A 20,547-nucleotide genomic window follows, 5' to 3' on the forward strand; every position below is an offset into this window, starting at 1 on the left:
TCGAAGGCCGCCCCGAGTGCGCGGCTTGTCGCCGACTGCGCGGGTTCTTTCCTGAAACAGGCCGTGCATTCGGCGGGATCCCGTGCACTCGGCAAGGTCATCCGCGCCGGTACCCTGGAACCCATGCTCACCATGGCCGACGGACTCGCGCGCCTGGGCGCCCTCGCCGAGGATCCGGTCGTGCGCACCCTCGCCACGGCGTTCGCCGACGCCGGCTTCGAGTTCGCCGTCGTGGGCGGCCCCGTGCGCGATGCGCTGCTCGGCCGCGACACCCACGACCTCGACTTCACCACGGATGCGCGCCCCGACGACATCCTGCGCATCGTCACCCCCCTGTCGACCGCACAGTGGGACATCGGCCGCGAGTTCGGCACGATCGGCGCGCGGGTGCGCGGCGAGCAGGTGGAGATCACCACCCACCGGGCCGACAGCTACGACGGCGCCACCCGCAAGCCCACGGTCTCCTTCGGAGACACGATCGACGGCGACCTCGTGCGGCGCGACTTCACCGTGAACGCGATGGCGCTGCGCGTGCCCGAGGTGAAGCTCATCGACCCGACCGGCGGTGTGGAGGATCTCGTGGCCGGGCGGCTGCGCACACCCGCCGACCCCGCGATCAGCTTCGGCGACGACCCGCTGCGGATGCTGCGCGCCGCCCGTTTCAGCGCGCAGCTGGGCTTCGACGTCGAACCCGCCACGCTCGCGGCGATCGCCGAGCTGCGCGACACGCTGCGGATCGTGAGCCCCGAGCGCATCCAGGGCGAGCTCGTGCGGCTCATGCAGACCGACGATCCGGTGCGCGGCATCCGCGTGCTCGTCGAGACCGGGCTGATCGACGAGTTCCTGCCCGAGATCCCCGCCCTTCGCCTCGAAGTCGACGAGCACCACCACCACAAAGACGTCTACGAGCATTCGCTCACCGCCCTGGAGCAGGCGATTGCGCTGGAGCGCTCGCGGCATCCGGATGCGCCGGCGGATGCGACGCTGCGCCTGGCCGTGCTGCTGCACGACATCGGCAAGCCCCGCACTCGCAAGCTCGAGAGCGGCGGGGCCGTGACCTTCCACCACCACGACGTCGTCGGGGCGCGGATGGCCCGCAAACGTCTGCAGACCCTGCGCTTCGACAAGGAGACCACGGATGTCGTGGCCACCCTGATCGAGCTGCACCTGCGCTTCTTCGGCTACGCGGAGGGCGCGTGGACCGACTCGGCCGTGCGCCGGTACGTGCGCGACGCGGGCGACCAGCTCGAACGCCTGCACATCCTCACCCGCGCCGATGTCACCACCCGCAACAGGCGCAAGGCCGCGCGCCTGGCCGCCGCCTACGACGACATCGAGCGCCGCATCGCCGAGCTGAGCGCGCAGGAGGAGCTCGACGCCATCCGCCCGGAGCTCGACGGCAACGACATCCAGCGCATCCTCGGCATCCGCCCCGGCCGCGAGGTGGGGGCGGCGTACAAGTTCCTGCTCGACCTGCGCCTGGACGAGGGTGTGATCGGCCCGGATGCCGTCGAGCAGCGCCTGCGCGAATGGTGGGCCGCCCGGGGCTGAGCGCGCCTGCGAGCGCGGCGTCGGCTCAGCGCAGTTTCGGTACGACGATAGGCAACTCGTCGGCGACGAGCTCGAAGTCCTTCGGGTTGAGCGTGAGCACCCCTGCCCCGAGGGAGAGCGCGTGCCCGGCGAGCAGGGTGTCGATGCTGCGGGCGTGTGCGGGCCGGACCTTGGACACGGTGGCGGCGAGCGCCGCATACGCCTCGGCGGCTCGATCGGTGAAAGGAAGCCACGAGGGCGCGAGCAGTTGCTCGATGCGGGTGATGGTGGCACGCCGACGTCGGCGCTGTTCCGCATCCGATGCGCTCTGCACACCGAATCGAAGCTCCGCGTAACTCAGCGCGCTGACGACGAGGTCGTCCTCCGGGAGGAGAACGTCGTCGATGCGGATGAGGACGTTCGTATCGAGGAGGATCATAAGCGATCGGCGGCCCGCTCCCGTGCCAGCTGCTCCGCGCGCTCCCACGGGTCGATGAGGCTGTCGTCGAGTATCGGATTCTCGCGATCGGCCTCGAGTTCGGCGGCCCACTCACGAGCCGCGCGGAGCTGCTCCTCCGTCGGCGGATGCGCATCGATCCACGCGTTGATTTCGTCGCCTCGGATAGTCCAGGCTCGCACGCCCAGCCGCTCCCGCGCGGATGCCTCGAGGCCGCTCTCATCTCCGGAGGCGGTGCGCGACAGGATCTCGCGCACTTCGGCCTCCATGGATCGGGCGTTGCGTTTGGCGCGCGCCTTCAGCGCATCCACCACCTCATCGGGGATGTTGCGGATCGTGATCGCAGCCATGACGAACCTCCTGCAAGCATAATGCTAGCAGGATGCATCAGTGTGCGTAAGGCGCCACATCGTCGTCTTCGGGCGACGGCGGCTCTTCGCCGCGCAGTGCCGCCTCGACGAGGTGCGTCAGGTCGATGCTGATGATCCGCTCCGGCGTGCTCACGGCGCAGGGCTTTCGTCGGCCGGCGCCTCGGTGGGCTCGGCGACGGGTGTGGGCGTCGGACTGGGCACGGGCGTCGGCGCGGGGGCGGTGATGCCCCGGTCGGGCGCGCGCAGGAACGGCGGCGTCGCATCCCTCGCCGCATCCGGATCGACGGTTCCGGTGGCGGGATCGACCGGGGCGATGCGCAGGGGGTAGACGTTCCAGACGGCATCGCCGCGGGCATCGCGCAGCGGGATCAGGGCGTTCTCGCCGCCTCGCCAGTACCAGCTCTCTGCGCTGTCGTCGATCATCGCGCTGGCCTCCCCGAAGATGTCCAGGGGCGTTCCGCGGTCGGTGAAGATCTGCGCACCGGACACCAGCGCGCCGTCCGCGTCGTAGACGAAGAGGTTGCCGACCTGCTCGCCGTCGAGGGTGAGGCCGGGTGCGAAGCCCGGCTCTGCCGAGTCGGAGACGTAGAGCGGTGCGGTCACCGCGTTCCACCCCCACGGAAGCGCGATGATCGCGACGATGCTCAACACGGTGCGGATGTGGCGCCACGCACCACCGGGCAGCCACCGGCCGCGACCCCATTGCACGCTCACCACGACGAACAGCAGGAGCAGCGCCCACGCCACGAGGAACATCGGGAACGAGTTCTGGCCGGCGAGACTGTCCCGTCTGATGCCGAAGATCGCGGCCACGATCACATACAGCCCCACCCCGCGCAGCACCCACCACACCGGGCGCAGCGCGATGAGGAAGTCGAGCAGCCATGCGCCGAACGGTGAGGTGCGGATCTTCGCGAGCAGTCTTGCCCCGCCGCCCGCGATGCGCGTGCCCAGCCGCTCGCGCGGCGGCGTCGACGACCGCTCAGGCAATCCGGCAGCGACGCGCAACTCGTGCGCGTAGGCGGCCGGGTCGCCCAGCTCGAGGGCTCCCCCTGCATCCTCGGCCTGGTCTGTGAGGTCGCCCTCGAGCCCTCCGACGAGGTCGTCGATCTCCTCCGACGAGAGGTCGGCCAGCTCTGCGCGCACGGCCTCGGCGAAGGCGCGGATCCGCTCCGCGGCGGGAAGGGTGGTGTCGTTCATCGCTTCGCTCCGGTCTCGGTGTCGGTGTCGGTGGCGGTCTCGTCGGGAGAGGGATGGAACAGGGGAGGTTCGCCCGCAAAGGCGGATGCGGCGTGTGCCGGCACCCGCGCAGAAACATGCGGGGCGAGCAGCTGAGACATCGCGACGGCGAACCGCACCCAGGTGGCGCTCTGCTCGTCGAGCATCCGTTGGCCCTGGCTGGTGATGGCGTAGTACTTGCGGTGCGGGCCGCCCTCGGAGGGCACGACATAGCTGGAGAGCGCGCCGCCCGCGTACAGCCGGCGCAGGGTGCCGTACACGGAGGCGTCGCCGACGTCGCCGATGCCGACGTCGCGCAGCCGGCGCACGATGTCGTATCCGTAGCCGTCTTCATCGCGGACAACGGCGAGCACCGCGAGATCCAGCACGCCCTTGAGCAATTGCGTCGTGTCCATCGCGCTCCTCCGTCGGATTCTCTTGCTTCGCGCAGCACACTACCACGCATAACGCAGTAGTGTCGAGAAGGCACTACCGGTGTCACCTCGGGATAAGGGGATGCGCGGATCGTTGCGGAACCGAGTCCCTCGGATCGTGAGACGCGCGCCTAGGATGGATCCGTCCGCGCGACAGTGGTGTCGCGCGAGTTCCAAACCCTGGCCGCGGCGATCGCGGCCTCGGAACGCACACAGCACAGATACAGAGGTGTACATGTCACTGCACAGCACTCGCGGCCGGCTCGGCCTCGTCATCGGCGCGCTCGGCGCGTCGGCGCTCGTCCTCTCGGGATGCGCCACCAGCAGCACCGGCGGGGGCGGCGACGAGGGATCCGGCGGAGGCGGCGGCGAGATCATCGTCGGCACCACCGACAAGATCACCTCGCTCGACCCGGCGTTCTCGTACGACAACGGGTCGTTCGCCGTGATGAACCAGATCTACCCGTTCCTCATGAACAGCGACTACGGCTCGGCCGAGATCGAGCCCGACATCGCCGAGTCGGCCGAGTTCACCTCTCCCACCGAGTTCACCGTGAAGCTCAAGTCGGGACTCACGTTCGCCAACGGCAACGAGCTCACCTCCAGCGACGTGAAGTTCTCCTTCGACCGCATGGTGGCCATCAACGACCCCAACGGCCCTGCGTCGCTGCTCGGCAACCTCGCAAGCGTCGAGGCGCCCGACGACACCACGGTCGTGTTCACGCTCAAGAACGGCAACGACCAGATCTGGCCGCAGATCCTCTCGAGCCCGGCCGGCCCGATCGTCGACGAAGACGTCTTCTCGGCGGATGCGCTCACCGAGGACTCCGCGATCGTCGACGGCAAGGCCTTCGCCGGCCAGTACGAGATCACCAACTACAAGGTCAACGAGCTCATCGCCTACAAGCCCTTCGCCGACTACCAGGGTCTGCTGCCGGAGGCGGCGAACGACGGCGTGACCGTGAAGTACTACGCCGATGCGTCGAACCTGAAGCTCGCGATCGGCAACGGCGACATCGACGTGGCCTTCCGCAGCCTCTCGGCCACCGACATCGACGACCTCGCCGGCAACGACAAGGTCAAGGTCGTCGACGGCCCCGGCGGCGAGATCCGCTACATCGTGTTCAACTTCAACACGATGCCGTACGGCGCGACCACGCCCGAGGCCGATGCGGCCAAGGCGCAGGCCGTGCGTCAGGCGGCCGCGGCTCTCCTGGACCGCGAGGCGATCGCGAAGGACGTCTACAAGGACACCTTCTCGCCGCTGTACTCGTTCGTGCCCGAGGGTCTTCCCGGCGCGACCGAGCCGCTCAAGGAGCTCTACGGAGACGGCAACGGCGGCCCCTCGCTCGAGCAGGCCACGAAGCTGCTCGCGGATGCCGGAGTCACCACGCCCGTCTCGCTCAGCCTGCAGTACAACGGCGACCACTACGGTCCGTCGTCGGGTGACGAGTACGCGGCCGTGAAGGCGCAGCTGGAAGAGGGCGGGCTGTTCTCCGTCGACCTGCAGCAGACCGAGTGGGTGCAGTACTCCGACGACCGCGTCGCCGACGTGTACCCGGCCTACCAGCTGGGCTGGTTCCCGGACTACTCCGATGCCGACAACTACCTGTCGCCGTTCTTCCTCACGGAGAACTTCCTCAGCAACCACTACTCCAACCAGGAGGTCAACGACCTCATCGTCGCCTCGCAGACCGAGGGCGACGCCGACAAGCGGCTGGAGATGATCGGCCAGATCCAGGATCTCGTCGCAAACGACTTGTCGACCCTGCCGTTCCTGCAGGGCAAGCAGGTCGCCGTGGTCGGGGCCGACGTGCAGGGCACCACGCTCGACGCGTCGTTCAAGTTCCGGTACGCACCGCTGTCGAAGTAAGCCGCACGGCTCGGGGGCGTCGCGCAATCCGCGGCGGCGCCCCCGGTCGAGCGACCCGAACGAAGGACCTCATGGCTGTAGAAGCCCTCGCGCCCGACGTCGCCACCCCCGCCGTCAGACCCGCACGAGGCGGTGGCGGACTGTGGCGATACATCCTCATCCGCCTCGTCCTCATCATCCCGACCGTGCTCATCCTGGTCACGCTCGTGTTCTTCCTCATGCGCCTCACGGGCGATCCGATCACGGCGGCCCTCGGCGGTCGCCTGCCCGCCGAGCAGCTCGCGCAGCGCATCCACGACGCCGGCTACGACCGGCCCGTGCTCGTGCAGTACTTCGAGTACCTCGGCGCGATCCTCGTGGGCGACTTCGGCACGACGCTCACCGATCACCGGCCCGTCGTCGGCATCCTGCTGCAGTACGGATCGGCCACGCTCGAGCTCGCGATCTATGCGCTGATCGTCGCGTTCATCATCAGCATCCCGCTGGGCCTGCTCGCCGCCTACCGCCGCGACAAGTGGCAGGATGCGTCGCTGCGGATCATGGCGATCCTCGGATATGCGACCCCCATCTTCTTCGTCGGCCTGCTGCTCAAGCTCGTCTTCTCGGTCTGGCTGGGCTGGCTGCCCGTCTCGGGCCGGGGCAGCACCCGCACCGAACTGCTCATGAGCGGGGTGAATACGCCGAGCGGCATATATCTGCTGGATGCGATCCGCCTCGGCAACGGCGATGCCGTTCTCGACGTGCTGTGGCACGCGATCCTGCCCGCCGTCGCCCTCGGCATCCTCACCGCCGGAGTGTTCCTGCGCCTCGTGCGCACCAACGTCATCGGCACACTCGGCCAGCAGTACGTCACCTCGGGCCGGTCGCGCGGCGTGAGCGAGTACCGCCTGGTCACCAAGCACGCCTTTCGCCCTGCGCTCATCCCGATCATCACGGTCATGGGACTGCAGGTCGCGCTGCTGCTGGCGGGCGCGGTGCTCACCGAGACGACGTTCGAATGGAAGGGGATCGGCTTCATGCTGGCCGAGTACCTCAAGGCGCGCGACTTCGTGGCCGTGCAGGGCATCGTGGTGATGATCGCGGTCATCGTCGCGGTGACGAACTTCCTCGTCGACGTCGTCGCCGCCATGATCGACCCGCGAGTGCGGTACTAGGAGGGATGCCGATATGACGATCGACCGCAACCTCCCCACCCCCGACACCGCCGTGCTGGGCGCCGTGACTCCCCGCGAGCGGCGATGGCGTGAGCGTCTGCCCGTGATCTCGCAGCTGCGCCAGAGCGTCGGCCTGCAACGCGGGATGCTCATCGCCGGCCTGGTGATCACCGGATTCTTCATCGTGGTCGCCCTGCTCGCCCCGTGGCTCGCGCCGTACTCGTGGGCGCAGCAGGCCGTCGACGGGGTGAAGTTCGGCACGCAGCAGCCCCCGAACGCGACGAACCTGCTCGGCACGACCGTCTCGGGCTTCGACGTGCTCTCCCGCGTGATCTGGGGCTCGCAGACCGCGCTACTGGTGATCCTCGCCGCCATCGTGTGCTCGATCTTCATCGGCATCGCGCTGGGTGTGCTCTCCGGCTACTTCGGCGGCTGGCTCGACCGCATCCTCGTCGTCGTCTGCGACGCGATCTACGCCTTCCCCTCGCTGCTGCTCGCGATCGTCATGTCGATCGTCATCAGCCACGGACGCTCGACCCTTGCCGGCGGCATCTGGGCGACGGCGCTGTCGATCACGGTGGTGTTCGTGCCGCAGTACTTCCGGGTGATCCGATCCGAGGTGGTGCGGGTCAAGTCCGAGCCGTTCGTCGAGTCGGCGCGCGTGATCGGTGTGCCGATCGGGCGCATCCTCGTGCGGCACGTGCTGCGCAACTCGACGCGTTCGCTTCCCGTGGTCGTCACTCTCAACGCGTCCGAGGCGCTGCTGACGCTGGCGGGCCTCGGCTTCCTCGGCTTCGGCATCGAGGCGACCTCGGCCGCGGAATGGGGATACGACCTCAACCGCGCCGTGGCCGATGTGACCAGCGGCATCTGGTGGACGAGCATCTTCCCCGGTGTGGCGATCGTGCTCGTCGTGCTCGGCGTGACCCTGGTGGGCGAGAGCCTGAACGACCTCAGCGATCCGCGGCTGCGCACGCGCCGTCGCGCGGGAGGAGCATCATGACCGACGTCGCCGAGATCCAGGATCTGCGGATCGCCTTCGCCACCGACGGCGAGCCCGTGCAGGCCGTCAACGGCATCTCGTTGCGCGCGCACGCGGGCGAGGTCGTCGCGATCGTCGGAGAGTCCGGGTCGGGAAAGACCGTCACCGCCAACGCGCTGCTCGGCCTGCTGCCCGAGACGGCGACGATGTCGGGCGCCGTGGTCGTGCGCTCGCGCGAGGGCGGCGAGACGGATGTCGTGCACGCCGGCCCCGCGAAGCTGCGGGCCATGCGCGGGCGCGATGCGGCGATGGTGTTCCAAGAGCCGTCGACCGCGCTGAACCCCGTGTACTCGGTGGGGTGGCAGATCGCGGAAGGACTGCGCGCGCACGGCACGATCTCGAAGAAGGAGGCGCGTCGCCGCGCCGTCGAGATCCTGCAGCGGGTGGGCATCCCGGATGCCGCGCAGCGCGTCGACGACTATCCGCATCAGTTCTCCGGCGGGCAGAAGCAGCGCATCGTCATCGCCATGGCGCTCGTGCTGGATGCCGGGCTCATCATCGCCGACGAGCCGACGACGGCGCTGGATGTGACGGTGCAGGCCGAGATCCTCGACCTGCTGCGCACGTGTCGCGACGAGTTCGGCGCGACGATCGTGCTCATCACGCACAACATGGGCGTGGTGGCCGATCTCGCCGACCGCGTCGTGGTGATGTACCGCGGCGACATCGTCGAAGAGGCCCCGGTGCTCGAACTGTTCGCGAATCCGCAGCAGGAGTACACCCGCCAGCTGCTCGCCGCCGTGCCGCATGTCGGGCAGGGGAAGTCGGCGTCAGATGCCGTCCCCTCGGTCATCGAGCGAGCGGAGCGAGACGAAACGTCGCGAGCCGCCTCGGAACCGGCCTCGCCATCCGCCCCCGAGGGCAGCCTCATCGTCGCCGAACGGTGCGAGATCGGCTATCCCGGCCGGTTCGGCCGCGGCGGGGTCGTGGCCGTCAAGGGCGTCGACTTCCACGTCGGCCCGCGCGAGGTCGTGGGTCTGGTGGGTGAGTCGGGATCGGGCAAGACCACGATCGGCCGTGCCGTCGTGGGGCTCACCCAGGTGATGGGCGGTTCCCTGCGCGTGCTCGGGCAGGAGATGAACGGTGTGAAGACCCGCCAGCTCGGGCCTCTGCGCCCCGAGGTCGGGTTCGTGTTCCAGGATCCGGCGACGAGTTTCAACCCGCTGCTCACGATCGCGGAGTGCATCGCCGAGCCGCTGGTCGTGCACCGGAGGGTGTCGAACGCGGCCGAGGCGCGGCGCAAGGTGGACGCGCTGCTCGATGCCGTGCGCCTGCCGACGACGTTCGGCGACCGGTACCCGCACGAGCTCTCCGGAGGGCAGCGCCAGCGCGCATCCCTCGCCCGCGCCCTGGCGCTGGATCCGAAGCTGCTCATCGCCGACGAGCCCACGAGTGCGCTCGACGTGTCGGTGCAGGCCACGGTGCTGGAGCTGTTCGTGCAGCTGCAGGCCGAGCTCGGCTTCGCGTCGCTGTTCATCAGTCACGACCTCGCCGTGATCGACGCCGTGTCGGACCGGATCATCGTGCTGCAGCGCGGCGAGATCCGCGAGCAGGGCACGACGGCGCAGGTGCTGAACGACCCGCGCGACGGATACACGAAGGAGCTGCTCGCGGCCCTCCCCGTTCCCGACCCCGTCGAGCAGGCCGAGCGCCGCGCTCTGTGGCAGCAGGTGCGCCGCCGCTAGAGCCATCCGCTGCCCCTTTCCCGCTGACCCGACTTCCCGAATGCCCCGAGGCGGCAGGGTACGCCGCCGGGTCGTGCGGGTGGCGACAACGACTGACACCTCGGTACGAGGGTGAGGGCCGGCCTCAGTGCGCGAACACGCGCAGGGCCTGCAGCAGGATCCAGCCGAACACGAGCACCATGCCGACGACCGCGACCCACGATCCGGTGCGCTTCAGACGTCGTCCCTGCGGCGCGACGCCCGGCGGCGGCGCGAGCAGCGGGGCCGGGGCGGCGGGTGCGCCTGTCGCGGAGGAGGGGATTGCGGATGCCGCGAACGCGGCGGGTGCGGATTCGGCGCGCAACCGTTCGTCGCGCCAGCGCGCCCACTGGTCGAACTTCTGCAGCACGGCGCCGACCGTGCTGAACAGCTGCGCCCAGCGGGCGGGTTCGAGCGTGCTGATCTTCGCATCCTTGGCGTAGAGGAACAGCCAGTCGTCGACGATCTCGACGTCGAACTGCGAGGCGTTGTCCATGAAGCGCGCCATGATGTCGGGTGTGAACAGGTATAGCGCGTCGCGTTCGTAGCCTTCGGGGCAGTACAGGGCGAAGTACTGGTCGAAGTCGCCCTCCAGCGACAGGCGCTGGTGCTTGCCGAACCGCACAGGCAGGTTGGATCCGAACAGGCCGTTGTTCGAGACGGCGTCGAGCACGATGTTCGGCAGCGGCACATCCAGCTTGATCGCCACGTAACCCCAGTGGTGGGTGGTGGAGTTCTTTCCCGAGCCGGTCGTGTACTGGTAGTTGGCGAACTCGACGAAGCGTGGGCGCTCGCCGCGCACGAGGTCGTCGGAGCGCCTCGACCGGCCGTCATGGAAGATCATGCCCGGCAGCTGCGGATCGGCGAGCGACGGCACGTACGACATGGCGTTGGCCTCGGCGAAGGTGTGCAGGCGATACCGGCGGATGCGCGTGGCACGCCGCACCGCGATGAACACGGCGGTGCCGATGACCAGCACGGCGACGATCACGATGATGAACAGCGGAGCGGATGCCTGCCCGCTCGCGACGAGCGAGCCGACGACCGTGATCGCCACCACGAAGGCGACGACGGCCATGATCGCGCCGACGACGTATCCGAGCATGGCGGATGCGGAGGGCCCGGACGACGCGGAGGCGGATGCCTTCGATCGCCGTGCGTAGTCGGCCAGGGCGGCGCGATCGATCGGGTCGGTCAGTGGCCGTGCATCGAACGGATACGCGGCGCCGTTGCTCGCGGTCTCCGGCACAGTCATTCCTCCACGGTAACCCGTCCGTTCCGGGCGTACGGCCGCGCAGTGCTCTCTCGCATTGCTCTCCCGCAGAGGGCCGCGCACGGATAACCTGAGCGCGTGACCGTGCTCATCGCCTTCCTCGCCAACATCCTGGTCGCCATCGCCAAGACGGTGGCGGCCGCGATCACCGCCTCGGCGTCGATGGTGGCCGAGGCGGCGCACTCCTGGGCGGATGCCGGCAACGAGGTCTTCCTGATCCTCGCCGAGCGACGGGGAGCGAAGCCCAAGGACGAACGGCATCCGTTCGGCTACGGCCGCAACGCCTTCGTCTACTCGCTCATCGCGGCGTTCGGGATCTTCACCGCCGGGGCGATCGTGTCGATCATGCACGGAATCCAGCAGCTCGGAAAGGATGAGCCGGTCGAGCAGCCGATCGTCGCGTACATCGTGCTCGCGATCGCGTTCGTGCTCGAGGGCGCCTCGTTCACGCAGGCATTCCTGCGCTCGCGCTCGATCGCCCACGAGCGCGGCTCGTCGACGTGGGACTTCGTGCTCGATACGAGCGACACGACGCTGCGCGCGGTGTTCTTCGAGGATGCGGCCGCGCTGATCGGCATCCTCATCGCGGCCGGCTCCATCCTGCTGCACCAGGTCACCGGGCAAGCGGTGTGGGATGCGGTGGGCTCGATCCTCATCGGTGTGCTGCTCGCGATCGTGGCGCTGATGCTCATCCGCCGCAATGTCGCCTTCCTGGTGGGTTCCAGCCTGCCGCCCGCGGTGCGGGCACGGGCAGGGCGGGCTCTGCTGCAGCTGGAGGATGTCTCGCGGGTCACCTACCTGCACCTGGAGTTCGTCGGGCCGCACCGGCTGTTCCTCGTCGCCGAGGTGGATCTGGCCGGAGACGACCGTGAGCACGACGTGGCTCGGCGCCTGCGCGATATCGAGCGACGCATCAAGGAGCACGAGAACATCGAGACGGCCGTGCTGTCCCTCTCGGTCGAGGACGAGCCCTCGCTGACGTTCGAGTGACCGCGCGTCCCTCGGGTGCCCCGGCTCGCCCTCTCGGTGCGGTAAGCGGGCATTCTCGGGCACCCCACCGGTCGCGGCATCCGTTCGGGTGCCCGGCCAGGCCCCGGAGGGCGGGATGCGAGGGCGAAGCGGGGCACCCGGGCGTCAGCGATTGATCTCGTCGGCGTCCCAATGCAGGTCCGACCCCTCGCGGATCGGCAGGGCCTCGATCCGCTGGTCCGCGCAGAGTGCGCGGACCAGCGCGGCGGATCCGGCGATGATCGTCGAGTCGAAGTCGATCTCGCTCACCAGCACCCAGGCCTGGTCGGCGGGCCAGATCAGGCTCGGATGCTGCGCGCTGGGCGGGAACCCGTGCGCCTCCGCCTCACGATCCCGCCATGGAGCCGCCAGGATCCAGTCCGGATCGGCGAAGACCGCGGGCGCCGCGGCGAACAGCACGTGCTCGCGGGCCGGCAGCGACAGTCGCGCACCCCGCGACACGTCGTCGTCGAGGATTCCCGGATGCCAGGTCGGCTTGCGGAACGGGTTGTTGAACCGGTCGAGGAGACTCTCGCGCAGCACCTTCTCGTGCGCGGGCTCGTCGGTGAACTCCAGGAACGTGCGCCCGTTGCCCTCGCCGAGGGCGCCGACCAGTCCGCCCCACCCCTCCCACACCGCGGCGAACCCGCCGTCGGGAGACGACGTGTGCGCGACGAGGTGCGCGGTGACCGCGGCGAGCAGGCTGGGCTCCAGCTGCCCCTCGGCCGGCGAGGTGAACTCGCGTCCGTCAGGGGCGATGCGGGTGTTCCAGTCCTCCCCCGGCGGGGTGCGCACGATCCGCGCCCACTGCGCGAGCGGATGCATGGTGGTGCCGAAGGCCTCGGCCGTCGCGGCCCAGGTGGTGGCACGGTCGTCGAACAGGTCCATCAGCCGCTGCTGCTCGGCACCCGGCAGCCGCATCCACTCGTCCATCGTCGGCACGGGGCGATCGGGCAGTGACCGCACCGCGGGCGGATGGAACACCCGCGCGTACGCCTCGAAGCCGCGTGGAACGACGCTGTGCATGTCGCCGCCGAGGTCGTCGCGCAGGCGCTCGCGCAACCAGCCGCCCGCCTGCTCGGGGTCTGAGGTCCAGTGCATTCCTCCACGCTATCCGGGAGCGGCGTCAGAGCGAGCGCGCATCCGGTAGACTGTTGTGGTTGTCTGCCATGAACCGCGCCCGCGGGGATCGGCGAGGCACGTGCACACACCCTCCTGCTTCCGGGAAAGTCCCGGGAGCCGTTCTAGTCCGAAGGAGGTGGGTAAGTGACGCACCAGTACGAGCTCATGGTCATTCTGACCCCCGAGCTGGACGAGCGCCAGGTTGCCCCCAACCTCGACAAGTTCCTGAAGGTCATCACGAACGATGGTGGCTCGATCGACAACGTCGACGTGTGGGGAAAGCGCCGGTTCGCCTACGAGATCAACAAGAAGAACGAGGGCATCTACGCCGTCGTCAACTTCACCGCCACGAGCGAGGCCACCAACGAGCTCGACCGGCAGCTGAAGCTGAGCGAGCTCGTGTTCCGTACCAAGGTTCTGCGCGCCGAAGAGGCACAGGCCATGGTTGCGAACGAGGCCAAGCGCGCCGAGGCCAAGGCCGCGCGCAAGTCCAAGGCTGCGAAGGCGTAAGGCTCATGGCCGGCGAGACCGTCATCACCGTGGTGGGAAACCTCACGGCCGACCCCGAGCTGCGTTACACGCAGAACGGGCTGCCGGTGGCGAACTTCACCATCGCATCCACGCCGCGCACCTTCGACCGTCAGGCGAACGAGTGGAAGGACGGCGAAGCGCTGTTCCTCCGCGCGTCCGTGTGGCGCGAGTTCGCCGAGCACGTGGCGGGTTCGCTGACCAAGGGCATGCGTGTCGTCGCGCAGGGCCGGTTGCGCCAGCGCTCCTACCAGGACCGTGAGGGCAACAACCGCACGGCGATCGAGCTCGAGGTCGACGAGATCGGCCCGTCGCTGCGCTACGCCACCGCACAGGTCACCCGCGCCCAGTCGGGCGGAGGCCAGTCGCGGCCGCAGCAGTCGCAGCAGCAGGTCTCGGAAGAGCCGTGGTCCACGCCCGGCTCGTCGACCAGCGCCGATGCCTGGAGCACTCCGGGCAGCTTCGGCGACGACACGCCTTTCTGATCCGCGAACCCGCGGGCAGTACAACTCTTCACTCTTAAGGAAACAACCATGGCTGGAAAGTCGAGCGGCGACCGCCGCAAGCCGCGGAAGGGTGGCAAGCCCACCGCTCCCGCGAAGTCCATCCGCGTGGGTGTCATCGACTACAAGGACGTCGCGACCCTCCGCAAGTTCATCTCGGAGCGCGGCAAGATCCGCGCCCGTCGTATCACCGGTGTCTCGGTGCAGGAGCAGCGTCTGATCGCCAAGGCGATCAAGAACGCTCGCGAGATGGCGCTCCTGCCGTACGCCGGCGCCGGACGCTGAGGGGTACCGACATGGCAAAGCTGATTCTCACGAACGAGGTCGCCGGGCTCGGAAGCGCCGGTGACGTTGTCGAGGTCAAGAACGGGTACGCTCGCAACTACCTCATCCCCCAGGGCTACGCCACGGCGTGGACCCGCGGTGGCCAGAAGCAGGTCGACCAGATCCGCAACGCCCGTCAGGCGCGTGCGATCCACGACCGCGACGACGCTGTGGCGCTGAAGAACGCGATCGAGGCCGCTACGGTGCGTCTCGCCGTCAAGGCCGGATCCGAGGGCCGTCTGTTCGGCTCGGTGAAGACCGGCGACGTCGCCGACGCGGTCGAGGCCGCCGGCGTGGGCGCGATCGACAAGCGCAAGGTGCACATCACCGCTCCGATCAAGAGCGTTGGCCAGCACGAGGCGACCGTTCGTCTGCACGACGACGTGACCGCCGTGATCACCCTCCAGGTGGTCGCCGCCAAGTAGGGCGCTCAGGGGCCGTCGTACGGCCGCTGGAAAGAACCCCGGGTCTTCGGACTCGGGGTTCTTTCGTTGGCGGAGGAATAGCGGACGGACGCCCGCAGGGGCTCGATGCCCTGCATCCATGAGCTGCGCGAGGGTACACCGATGATGCCGCCGCGTCTAGAGAAAAATGGATCGTATCCGGGGCGCGCCCGAAGAAATCAGGGCTTGACTTTCCCCAGTGTTGTGCACATCTCCGTGTGTGACGAGCAACCTTCAATCCGCAGTTGAAGCGGGATCGTATCCACAGGGTGGGGAGAGAGAAAATCCCTGGTAAACCATGAAAAGAATCTAGGAATCGGGACTATCCCCAAGGGTTCTCCACAGCGCTTGTTCACAGCCTGTCCGGTGTTTCTCCCAGACTCTCCACATAGTTATCCACAGGCTCTGTTGCAGGGCTGTGTGCGGGCTCTTAGCGTGGACGCGCGAGGCGATGTCGGGGGTTCGTGATCTGCTGTGCTGATCACAGGACGACGGGTTCAGCACGACGGATTTCGAGGCGGCGCACGGGGTGCGCACCGCAGAAGGAGGCAGCGATTTGTCGATCGCCGATATCTCGGAGGAGCGCCTCGGCGGAGGGCGTGAGCACGAGCGCACACCACCGCACGACATCATCGCCGAGCAGAGCGCCCTCGGGGGGATGCTGCTGTCGAAGGATGCCGTCGCCGACGTCATCGAGACGCTGCGCGGACCCGACTTCTACATCCCCAAGCACGAGCTGATCTTCGACGCCATCCTTTCGCTGTACTCGCACGGCGAGCCCACCGACGTCATCACCGTCGGCGACGAGCTGGTGAAGACGGGCAATCTGCAGCGCGCGGGCGGCATCGACTACCTGCACACCCTCACCTCGATCGTGCCGACCGCGGCGAACGCCGGCTACTACGCGGGGATCGTGTCGGAGCGTGCCATCCTGCGCAAGCTCGTCGACGCCGGAACGCGCATCGTGCAGATGGGCTACGACGGTCAGGGCGATGCGACCGACCTCGTGAACACGGCGCAGGCCGAGATCTACTCGGTCACCGGCACGGAGACGGCGGAGGACTACGTGCCGCTCACCGTCGCCGTGGATGCCGCTGTCAGCGAGATCGAAGCGGCCAACGGGCGCGATGGCGTGATGACCGGGGTGCCCACCGGATTCCGCGAGCTCGACGACCTCACCAATGGCCTGCACGGCGGACAGATGATCGTCATCGCCGCCCGACCTGCGATGGGCAAGTCGACGCTCGCGCTCGACCTCGCACGGTCGGCGGCCATCGGCCACAACCTGCCGTCGATCTTCTTCTCCCTTGAGATGGGCAAGAGCGAGATCGCCATGCGTCTGCTCAGCGCCGAGGGCGCCGTGCCGCTGCAGAACATGCGCAAAGGCACCCTCGACCAGCGCGATTGGACCACCGTCGCCTCCACTCGCGGGCGCATCAACGACGCCCCCCTGTACATCGATGACAGCCCGAACATGACCCTCGTCGAGATCCGCGCGAAGTGCCGCCGGCTCAAGCAGCGCGTGGGGCTCAAGATGGTCATCATCGACTACCTGCAGCTGATGACCAGCGGCAAGCGTGTCGAGTCGCGTCAGCAGGAGGTGTCGGAGTTCTCCCGCGCGCTCAAGCTGCTCGCCAAGGAGCTGCAGGTGCCGGTCATCGCACTCAGCCAGCTGAACCGCGGCCCCGAGCAGCGGCAAGACAAGAAGCCCGCGATCAGCGACCTCCGCGAGTCGGGGTCGATCGAGCAGGATGCCGACATGGTCATCCTGCTGCACCGCGATTCCGTCTACGACAAGGACGTGCGCCCCGGCGAGGCCGACCTCATCGTGGCCAAGCACCGCAACGGCCCCACCGCGACCATCAACGTCGCCTTCCAGGGCCACTTCTCCCGCTTCGCCGACATGGCCGCGGGTGGGGACTTCGGCGGGGTGTAGGGATTAGTTAGAAATGTCCATTTCGCGGATGAAATGTCCACGGTGTGTCCATCTGGACATTTCTGTATGACAAGCACTTCGTGGGGTCTGTTGATGACAGACATCCACACGCCGGGAACGCGCAGCGACAGCTACTCCGGTTCCATGCCAAGCCGCTCGGCAGCGCGGTTGATTCGCTCGAACAAGCCAATCGACTCCCACGTACTGACGAGCAGTGTGTTCTCCCGACCGGCTGTCTCGTCTAGCTGTACTGACCCGGATCGTTGTTTGATTCGCCCTGAGTTTTGTTCCTATCGGGCGGCTTGGGAGACGGGTGTTCCCAAGGGTTTGTCGAGGCCAGCGTAGTAGTCGGCCTCAACCTCGACGGGAGTGCGCATGTCGAGTTCGCCGTGGAGGCGCTGGTTGTTCCACCACCACACGTATTCGAGCGTCGCGAGCTCGACCTGCTCGACCGTGCGCCACGGGCCGCGGCGGCGGATCAATTCGGTCTTGTAGAGCCCGTTGACGGCCTCGGCCATCGCGTTATCGAAACTGTCGCCGACGGTTCCGGTCGACGGCGTCGCGCCGAGCTCCTCGATCCGGTCCGTGTAGACCACGGCGAGGTAGTTCGACCCGTGGTCGGCGTGATGGACGAGCTCGTCGAGGTTCCCGTCCGCAGCCCACGCGGCCATGTTCAACGCTTGGAGCGGCAGGATGTCGGCTTTGAGCGTCGAGGCGACGTTCCGCTGGGAATGCTGAGCCTTTGGTTGACTCGTTTCCTTATCCCGCCAGGCAGGCGGGGTCTTTCATGATGGTCTCGAACTCGATCGAGGTCAACTTCCCGAGTCGGCGTTGACGTCGCCGCCGGTGGTAGCGGGCTTCGATCCAGTACACGATCGCGAGGCGAAGCTCCTCGCGGGTGGCCCATTGCTGCGGGTTGAAAACGTTCTTCTGCAGCAGGCTGAACCAGTTCTCCATCGCTGCGTTGTCCGCGCACGCGCCCACCCGACCCATCGATCCGCGGAGCTTGTGGCGCCGCAGCGTGCGCCGGAATCGGCGGCTGCGAAATTGACTGCCTCGGTCCGAATGCACGATCACCCCGACCGGGTTTCCGCGGCGTCCGATGGCGTCCTCGAGCGCGTCGACGGCCAGTCGGGCCTTCATCCGGTCGCTGATCGAGTAGCCCACGATCCGGTTGCTGAACATGTCCTTGACGGCGCACAGATACACCTTGCCCTCACCGGTTCGATGTTCGGTGATGTCGGTGAGCCACAACCGGTTCGGCGCCACAGCAGTGAACTCGCGGTTTACCAGATCGTCGTGCACGGCAGGCCCCGGCCGGCGAAGCTTCCTCCGGCCCTTGCGGCGGTGCGCGGCCGAGAACATGCCTTCCTGCGAGCACACCCGCCACACGCGCCGTTCCGACACCTGCCAGCCGTCATCGATGAGCTCGTCCGCGATGAGCCGGTACCCTTGGCAGCGGTCCTCGTCCCACACGTCTCGGGCGGCGTTGATCAGATGCGCCTCTTCCCAGTCGCGATCGCTGACCGGGTTGCGCAGCCACTGGTAGTACGCCTGCTTGGAGAAGCCGAGGACCCTGCACGCCACCGCGACCGACACCCCAGAACGGGTGCCGGCCGCGGCCAGTTCACGGACGAGCGGGAACACTATTTTGGGGACGCGGACCCGATCCGAAGGTTCGCCTGCGACAGATACGCCGCAGCCTTCCGGAGGATCTCGTTCTCCATCTCCAACTCGCGGATCCGCTTGAGCATCTTCGCCTGCTCACGCTGCCCGGTTATGTCGCCCGACGCCGCGGGCGCGATCCCGCGACCCGCCAGCTCGGCATTACGCACCCACGCCTGCAACGCCGACTTCGAGATCCCCATGTCCGCACAGACCTGCTTCTGCGACATCCCCTGCGTGAGCACCAGAGCGACCGCGTCGCGCTTGAACTCCTCCGAAAACTTCACCGGCATCACTACATCCTTCCCGCCCCGATCACTCAGATCAAAGCAGTCCCGGAGTCAACCAAAGGCTCAGCATTCCCGCTTGATTGCTCGCCGCCCGACCGCACGCCGACAGCTACGACCTGCGGCCGACCACCGACCAGACGTTCGCGACAACCGGACTGCAGCCGATCGTCGTGCTCAAAGGCGGGGAGATGGATGCCGTGCTCCGGCTCGTCGAGCGTGGCCTGGGGTCGCGGTCGTGCCCGTCATAGTGCTCATCGAAAGCCCGGGTCTGCGGTCGGCGCGGCTGGCGGACGCACCCTCACGCGCACGATCAGCTTCGTGGCACCCGCTGAACGTGGCGGCCGCAGCGATGCGTGACACCGTCGTCGTGACCGCTGCGGCGTTCGCTGAAGCACGCCCACGATCACCCGCGTCCAGAGGCTCGCAGCCTGAGAAACTTGGCGACCTCCGTGTGGTCGGCCGAGGGGCCGAGGTAGGCCGACGCAGCGGCCCATCCATCTCGCACCGCGTCAGCCACCGCCGACTGCCTGCCCTGCGAATCGAGAAGGCCGGTGGCGATCCCGACATCCTTCAACATGAGCGAAAGTGCGAAACCAGAATCGTAGGACTCGGTGCGGATGAAGTCTGGCCACTTGCGTTCCGACGAACCGCTGCGCCCGCTCGAACTGTTGAACACCGCAAGTGCCACGTCGGGCTCGACTCCGAACTCCTGCGCTGCATACACCGCCTCACTCGTCGCCCAGAGGTGAGTCGCCGACAAAAGGTTGTTGAGCGCTTTGATGGCGTGACCGGAGCCCAGCGGTCCCACCACGACCAGTCGCCCGAACACCGAGAGCAGCGGGGTGAGCTCACGCAAGCCGTCGGGTTCGCCGCCAGCCATCACCGTGAGCGTGCCGGCCATTGCCCCATTCACGCCACCCGAGACCGGCGCGTCGTAGAGTTCGACGCCGCGTGCAGCGAGTTCCGCGCCCAGCCGTGTCGTGCGCGTCGGTTCGGACGATCCCATGTCGATCACGCGCTGGCCGGGCCTGACCGCCGCCGCTACGTCCGCATCGCCGATCACAGCCTCCACGATGTCGGAACTCGGCAGCATGAGAATGACGACCTTGGCGCCCATGATGGCTTCAGCGGCGCTGCCGGCCGTGGTGATCCCTGCCCGCGACGCTGAAGCCAGCGCCTCCGCGGAGGCGTCGAACCCGATCAGCGGGTAGCCGGCGTCCTGAAGACGCAACGCCATCGGCGTGCCCATTCGGCCGAGCCCGACCAGGGCGACGTGCGTCTCAAACTCCGGCATCGTTGATCACGCCGTCAGCGATCCGGAACGACTCGAGAGCCGCAGGCACGCCTGCGTAGATCGCGGCCTGCAGCAGAACCTCTTGGATCTCCTCCGAGGTGGCACCGTTGGTGAGGGCACCTCGCACATGAGTGCGCAACTCGTGCCCGCGGTTGAGCACGGTCAGCATCGCGATATTCAGCAGGCTGCGGGTTTTCAGGGGCAAACCGTCTCGCGTCCACACGCCTCCCCAGCAGTACTCGGTCACCAGGTCTTGTATCGGCTTCGTGAATGGGTTCGTCGACGCGAGCGAACGGTCGACGTAGTCGTCGCCGAGCACCGTGCGCCGAACGGCGAGTCCGCGATCGTACGTCTCCTTGTGGGTGTCTTCGTCGAACAT

General features: G+C 67.8%; 19 protein-coding genes and 3 pseudogenes. 12 read left to right on the forward strand and 10 right to left on the reverse strand.

The genetic code is table 11. The features are described 5' to 3' along the window. The first annotated feature begins 123 nt into the window (after window positions 1-123). Entirely contained in the window at window positions 124-1,551 is a 1,428-nt protein-coding gene (locus BKA02_RS05785) for a CCA tRNA nucleotidyltransferase (protein ID WP_179432124.1), read from the forward strand. Between the two features lie 25 nt (window positions 1,552-1,576). Here BKA02_RS05785 and BKA02_RS05790 read toward each other — a convergent pair whose 3' ends face one another. The 4 genes and pseudogenes from BKA02_RS05790 to BKA02_RS05805 form a co-directional block, all read right to left on the reverse strand. Further along, the gene (locus BKA02_RS05790) at window positions 1,577-1,969 is read right to left on the reverse strand and encodes a type II toxin-antitoxin system VapC family toxin (RefSeq protein WP_179432126.1); all 393 of its coding nucleotides are present in this window, start codon (window positions 1,967-1,969) and stop codon (window positions 1,577-1,579) included. Further along, a complete protein-coding gene (locus tag BKA02_RS05795; RefSeq protein ID WP_179432128.1) occupies window positions 1,966-2,337 on the reverse strand; it encodes a FitA-like ribbon-helix-helix domain-containing protein in 372 nt (123 codons plus the stop codon). Before BKA02_RS05795 ends, BKA02_RS05790 begins: the two co-directional genes overlap by 4 nt. A gap of 150 nt (window positions 2,338-2,487) precedes the next feature. After that, window positions 2,488-3,558, reverse strand: coding sequence for a hypothetical protein (locus BKA02_RS05800; RefSeq protein ID WP_179432130.1), 1,071 nt, complete (start codon window positions 3,556-3,558; stop codon window positions 2,488-2,490). Window positions 3,559-3,683: 125 nt separating this feature from the next. After that, a pseudogene (locus BKA02_RS05805) lies at window positions 3,684-3,992 on the reverse strand (PadR family transcriptional regulator); the annotation flags it as partial. Window positions 3,993-4,245: 253 nt separating this feature from the next. On the opposite strand from BKA02_RS05805, the gene BKA02_RS05810 reads away from it, so the two are divergent. The 4 genes from BKA02_RS05810 to BKA02_RS05825 all read left to right on the forward strand — a co-directional run bounded on the left by BKA02_RS05810 (window position 4,246) and on the right by BKA02_RS05825 (window position 9,764). Beyond that, on the forward strand, window positions 4,246-5,883 hold the full coding sequence (locus BKA02_RS05810; protein WP_179432134.1) for an ABC transporter substrate-binding protein: 1,638 nt from the start codon (window positions 4,246-4,248) through the stop codon (window positions 5,881-5,883). A 71-nt stretch (window positions 5,884-5,954) separates the two neighbouring features. Next, window positions 5,955-7,037, forward strand: coding sequence for an ABC transporter permease (locus BKA02_RS05815; RefSeq protein WP_179432136.1), 1,083 nt, complete (start codon window positions 5,955-5,957; stop codon window positions 7,035-7,037). 13 nt (window positions 7,038-7,050) lie between these two features. Beyond that, entirely contained in the window at window positions 7,051-8,040 is a 990-nt protein-coding gene (locus tag BKA02_RS05820) for an ABC transporter permease (RefSeq protein WP_179432138.1), read from the forward strand. Then, on the forward strand, window positions 8,037-9,764 hold the full coding sequence (locus BKA02_RS05825) for a dipeptide ABC transporter ATP-binding protein (RefSeq protein WP_179432140.1): 1,728 nt from the start codon (window positions 8,037-8,039) through the stop codon (window positions 9,762-9,764). The genes BKA02_RS05820 and BKA02_RS05825 overlap by 4 nt, the downstream gene beginning before the upstream one ends. Before the next feature lie 124 nt (window positions 9,765-9,888). Here BKA02_RS05825 and BKA02_RS05830 read toward each other — a convergent pair whose 3' ends face one another. Beyond that, window positions 9,889-11,037 (reverse strand): hypothetical protein, encoded by a 1,149-nt coding sequence (locus BKA02_RS05830; protein WP_179432142.1) that lies wholly within the window; start codon window positions 11,035-11,037, stop codon window positions 9,889-9,891. Window positions 11,038-11,133: 96 nt separating this feature from the next. Between BKA02_RS05830 and BKA02_RS05835 the strand changes: the two genes are divergently transcribed. Continuing rightward, window positions 11,134-12,045: a cation diffusion facilitator family transporter gene (locus tag BKA02_RS05835; protein WP_179432144.1), complete on the forward strand. Its 912-nt coding sequence runs from the start codon at window positions 11,134-11,136 to the stop codon at window positions 12,043-12,045. Window positions 12,046-12,189: 144 nt separating this feature from the next. On the opposite strand, the gene BKA02_RS05840 is transcribed toward BKA02_RS05835, so the two are convergent. Continuing rightward, a complete protein-coding gene (locus tag BKA02_RS05840) occupies window positions 12,190-13,164 on the reverse strand; it encodes a hypothetical protein (protein WP_179432146.1) in 975 nt (324 codons plus the stop codon). Between the two features lie 165 nt (window positions 13,165-13,329). On the opposite strand from BKA02_RS05840, the gene rpsF reads away from it, so the two are divergent. The 5 genes from rpsF to dnaB all read left to right on the forward strand — a co-directional run bounded on the left by rpsF (window position 13,330) and on the right by dnaB (window position 16,919). Beyond that, the gene (gene rpsF, locus BKA02_RS05845) at window positions 13,330-13,695 is read left to right on the forward strand and encodes a 30S ribosomal protein S6 (protein ID WP_179432148.1); all 366 of its coding nucleotides are present in this window, start codon (window positions 13,330-13,332) and stop codon (window positions 13,693-13,695) included. 5 nt (window positions 13,696-13,700) lie between these two features. Then, window positions 13,701-14,198 carry a single-stranded DNA-binding protein gene (locus tag BKA02_RS05850; protein WP_179432150.1) on the forward strand — a complete coding sequence of 166 codons (498 nt, stop codon included), beginning with the start codon at window positions 13,701-13,703 and terminating at the stop codon, window positions 14,196-14,198. Window positions 14,199-14,246: 48 nt separating this feature from the next. Then, complete coding sequence (gene rpsR, locus BKA02_RS05855) at window positions 14,247-14,501, forward strand: 30S ribosomal protein S18 (protein WP_071641238.1); 255 nt, start codon at window positions 14,247-14,249, stop codon at window positions 14,499-14,501. Between the two features lie 11 nt (window positions 14,502-14,512). Continuing rightward, a complete protein-coding gene (rplI, locus tag BKA02_RS05860; protein ID WP_179432152.1) occupies window positions 14,513-14,965 on the forward strand; it encodes a 50S ribosomal protein L9 in 453 nt (150 codons plus the stop codon). Between the two features lie 574 nt (window positions 14,966-15,539). After that, on the forward strand, window positions 15,540-16,919 hold the full coding sequence (gene dnaB / locus BKA02_RS05865; protein WP_179432155.1) for a replicative DNA helicase: 1,380 nt from the start codon (window positions 15,540-15,542) through the stop codon (window positions 16,917-16,919). A 290-nt stretch (window positions 16,920-17,209) separates the two neighbouring features. On the opposite strand, the pseudogene BKA02_RS14320 reads toward dnaB, so the two are convergent. Both BKA02_RS14320 and BKA02_RS05875 read right to left on the reverse strand, forming a co-directional pair. After that, a pseudogene (locus BKA02_RS14320) lies at window positions 17,210-17,554 on the reverse strand (transposase); the annotation flags it as partial. A gap of 124 nt (window positions 17,555-17,678) precedes the next feature. Continuing rightward, window positions 17,679-18,877, reverse strand: a pseudogene (locus BKA02_RS05875) (IS3 family transposase). Between the two features lie 77 nt (window positions 18,878-18,954). On the opposite strand from BKA02_RS05875, the gene BKA02_RS05880 reads away from it, so the two are divergent. After that, complete coding sequence (locus BKA02_RS05880) at window positions 18,955-19,122, forward strand: type 2 periplasmic-binding domain-containing protein (protein ID WP_179432159.1); 168 nt, start codon at window positions 18,955-18,957, stop codon at window positions 19,120-19,122. 155 nt (window positions 19,123-19,277) lie between these two features. On the opposite strand, the gene BKA02_RS05885 is transcribed toward BKA02_RS05880, so the two are convergent. Next, window positions 19,278-20,168 carry an NAD(P)-dependent oxidoreductase gene (locus tag BKA02_RS05885; RefSeq protein WP_179432161.1) on the reverse strand — a complete coding sequence of 297 codons (891 nt, stop codon included), beginning with the start codon at window positions 20,166-20,168 and terminating at the stop codon, window positions 19,278-19,280. Beyond that, a complete protein-coding gene (gene pcaC, locus BKA02_RS05890) occupies window positions 20,155-20,547 on the reverse strand; it encodes a 4-carboxymuconolactone decarboxylase (protein ID WP_179432163.1) in 393 nt (130 codons plus the stop codon). The genes BKA02_RS05885 and pcaC overlap by 14 nt, the downstream gene beginning before the upstream one ends.

Origin of the sequence: Microbacterium pseudoresistens, assembly GCF_013409745.1 — a bacterium.
Classification (GTDB): domain Bacteria; phylum Actinomycetota; class Actinomycetes; order Actinomycetales; family Microbacteriaceae; genus Microbacterium; species Microbacterium pseudoresistens.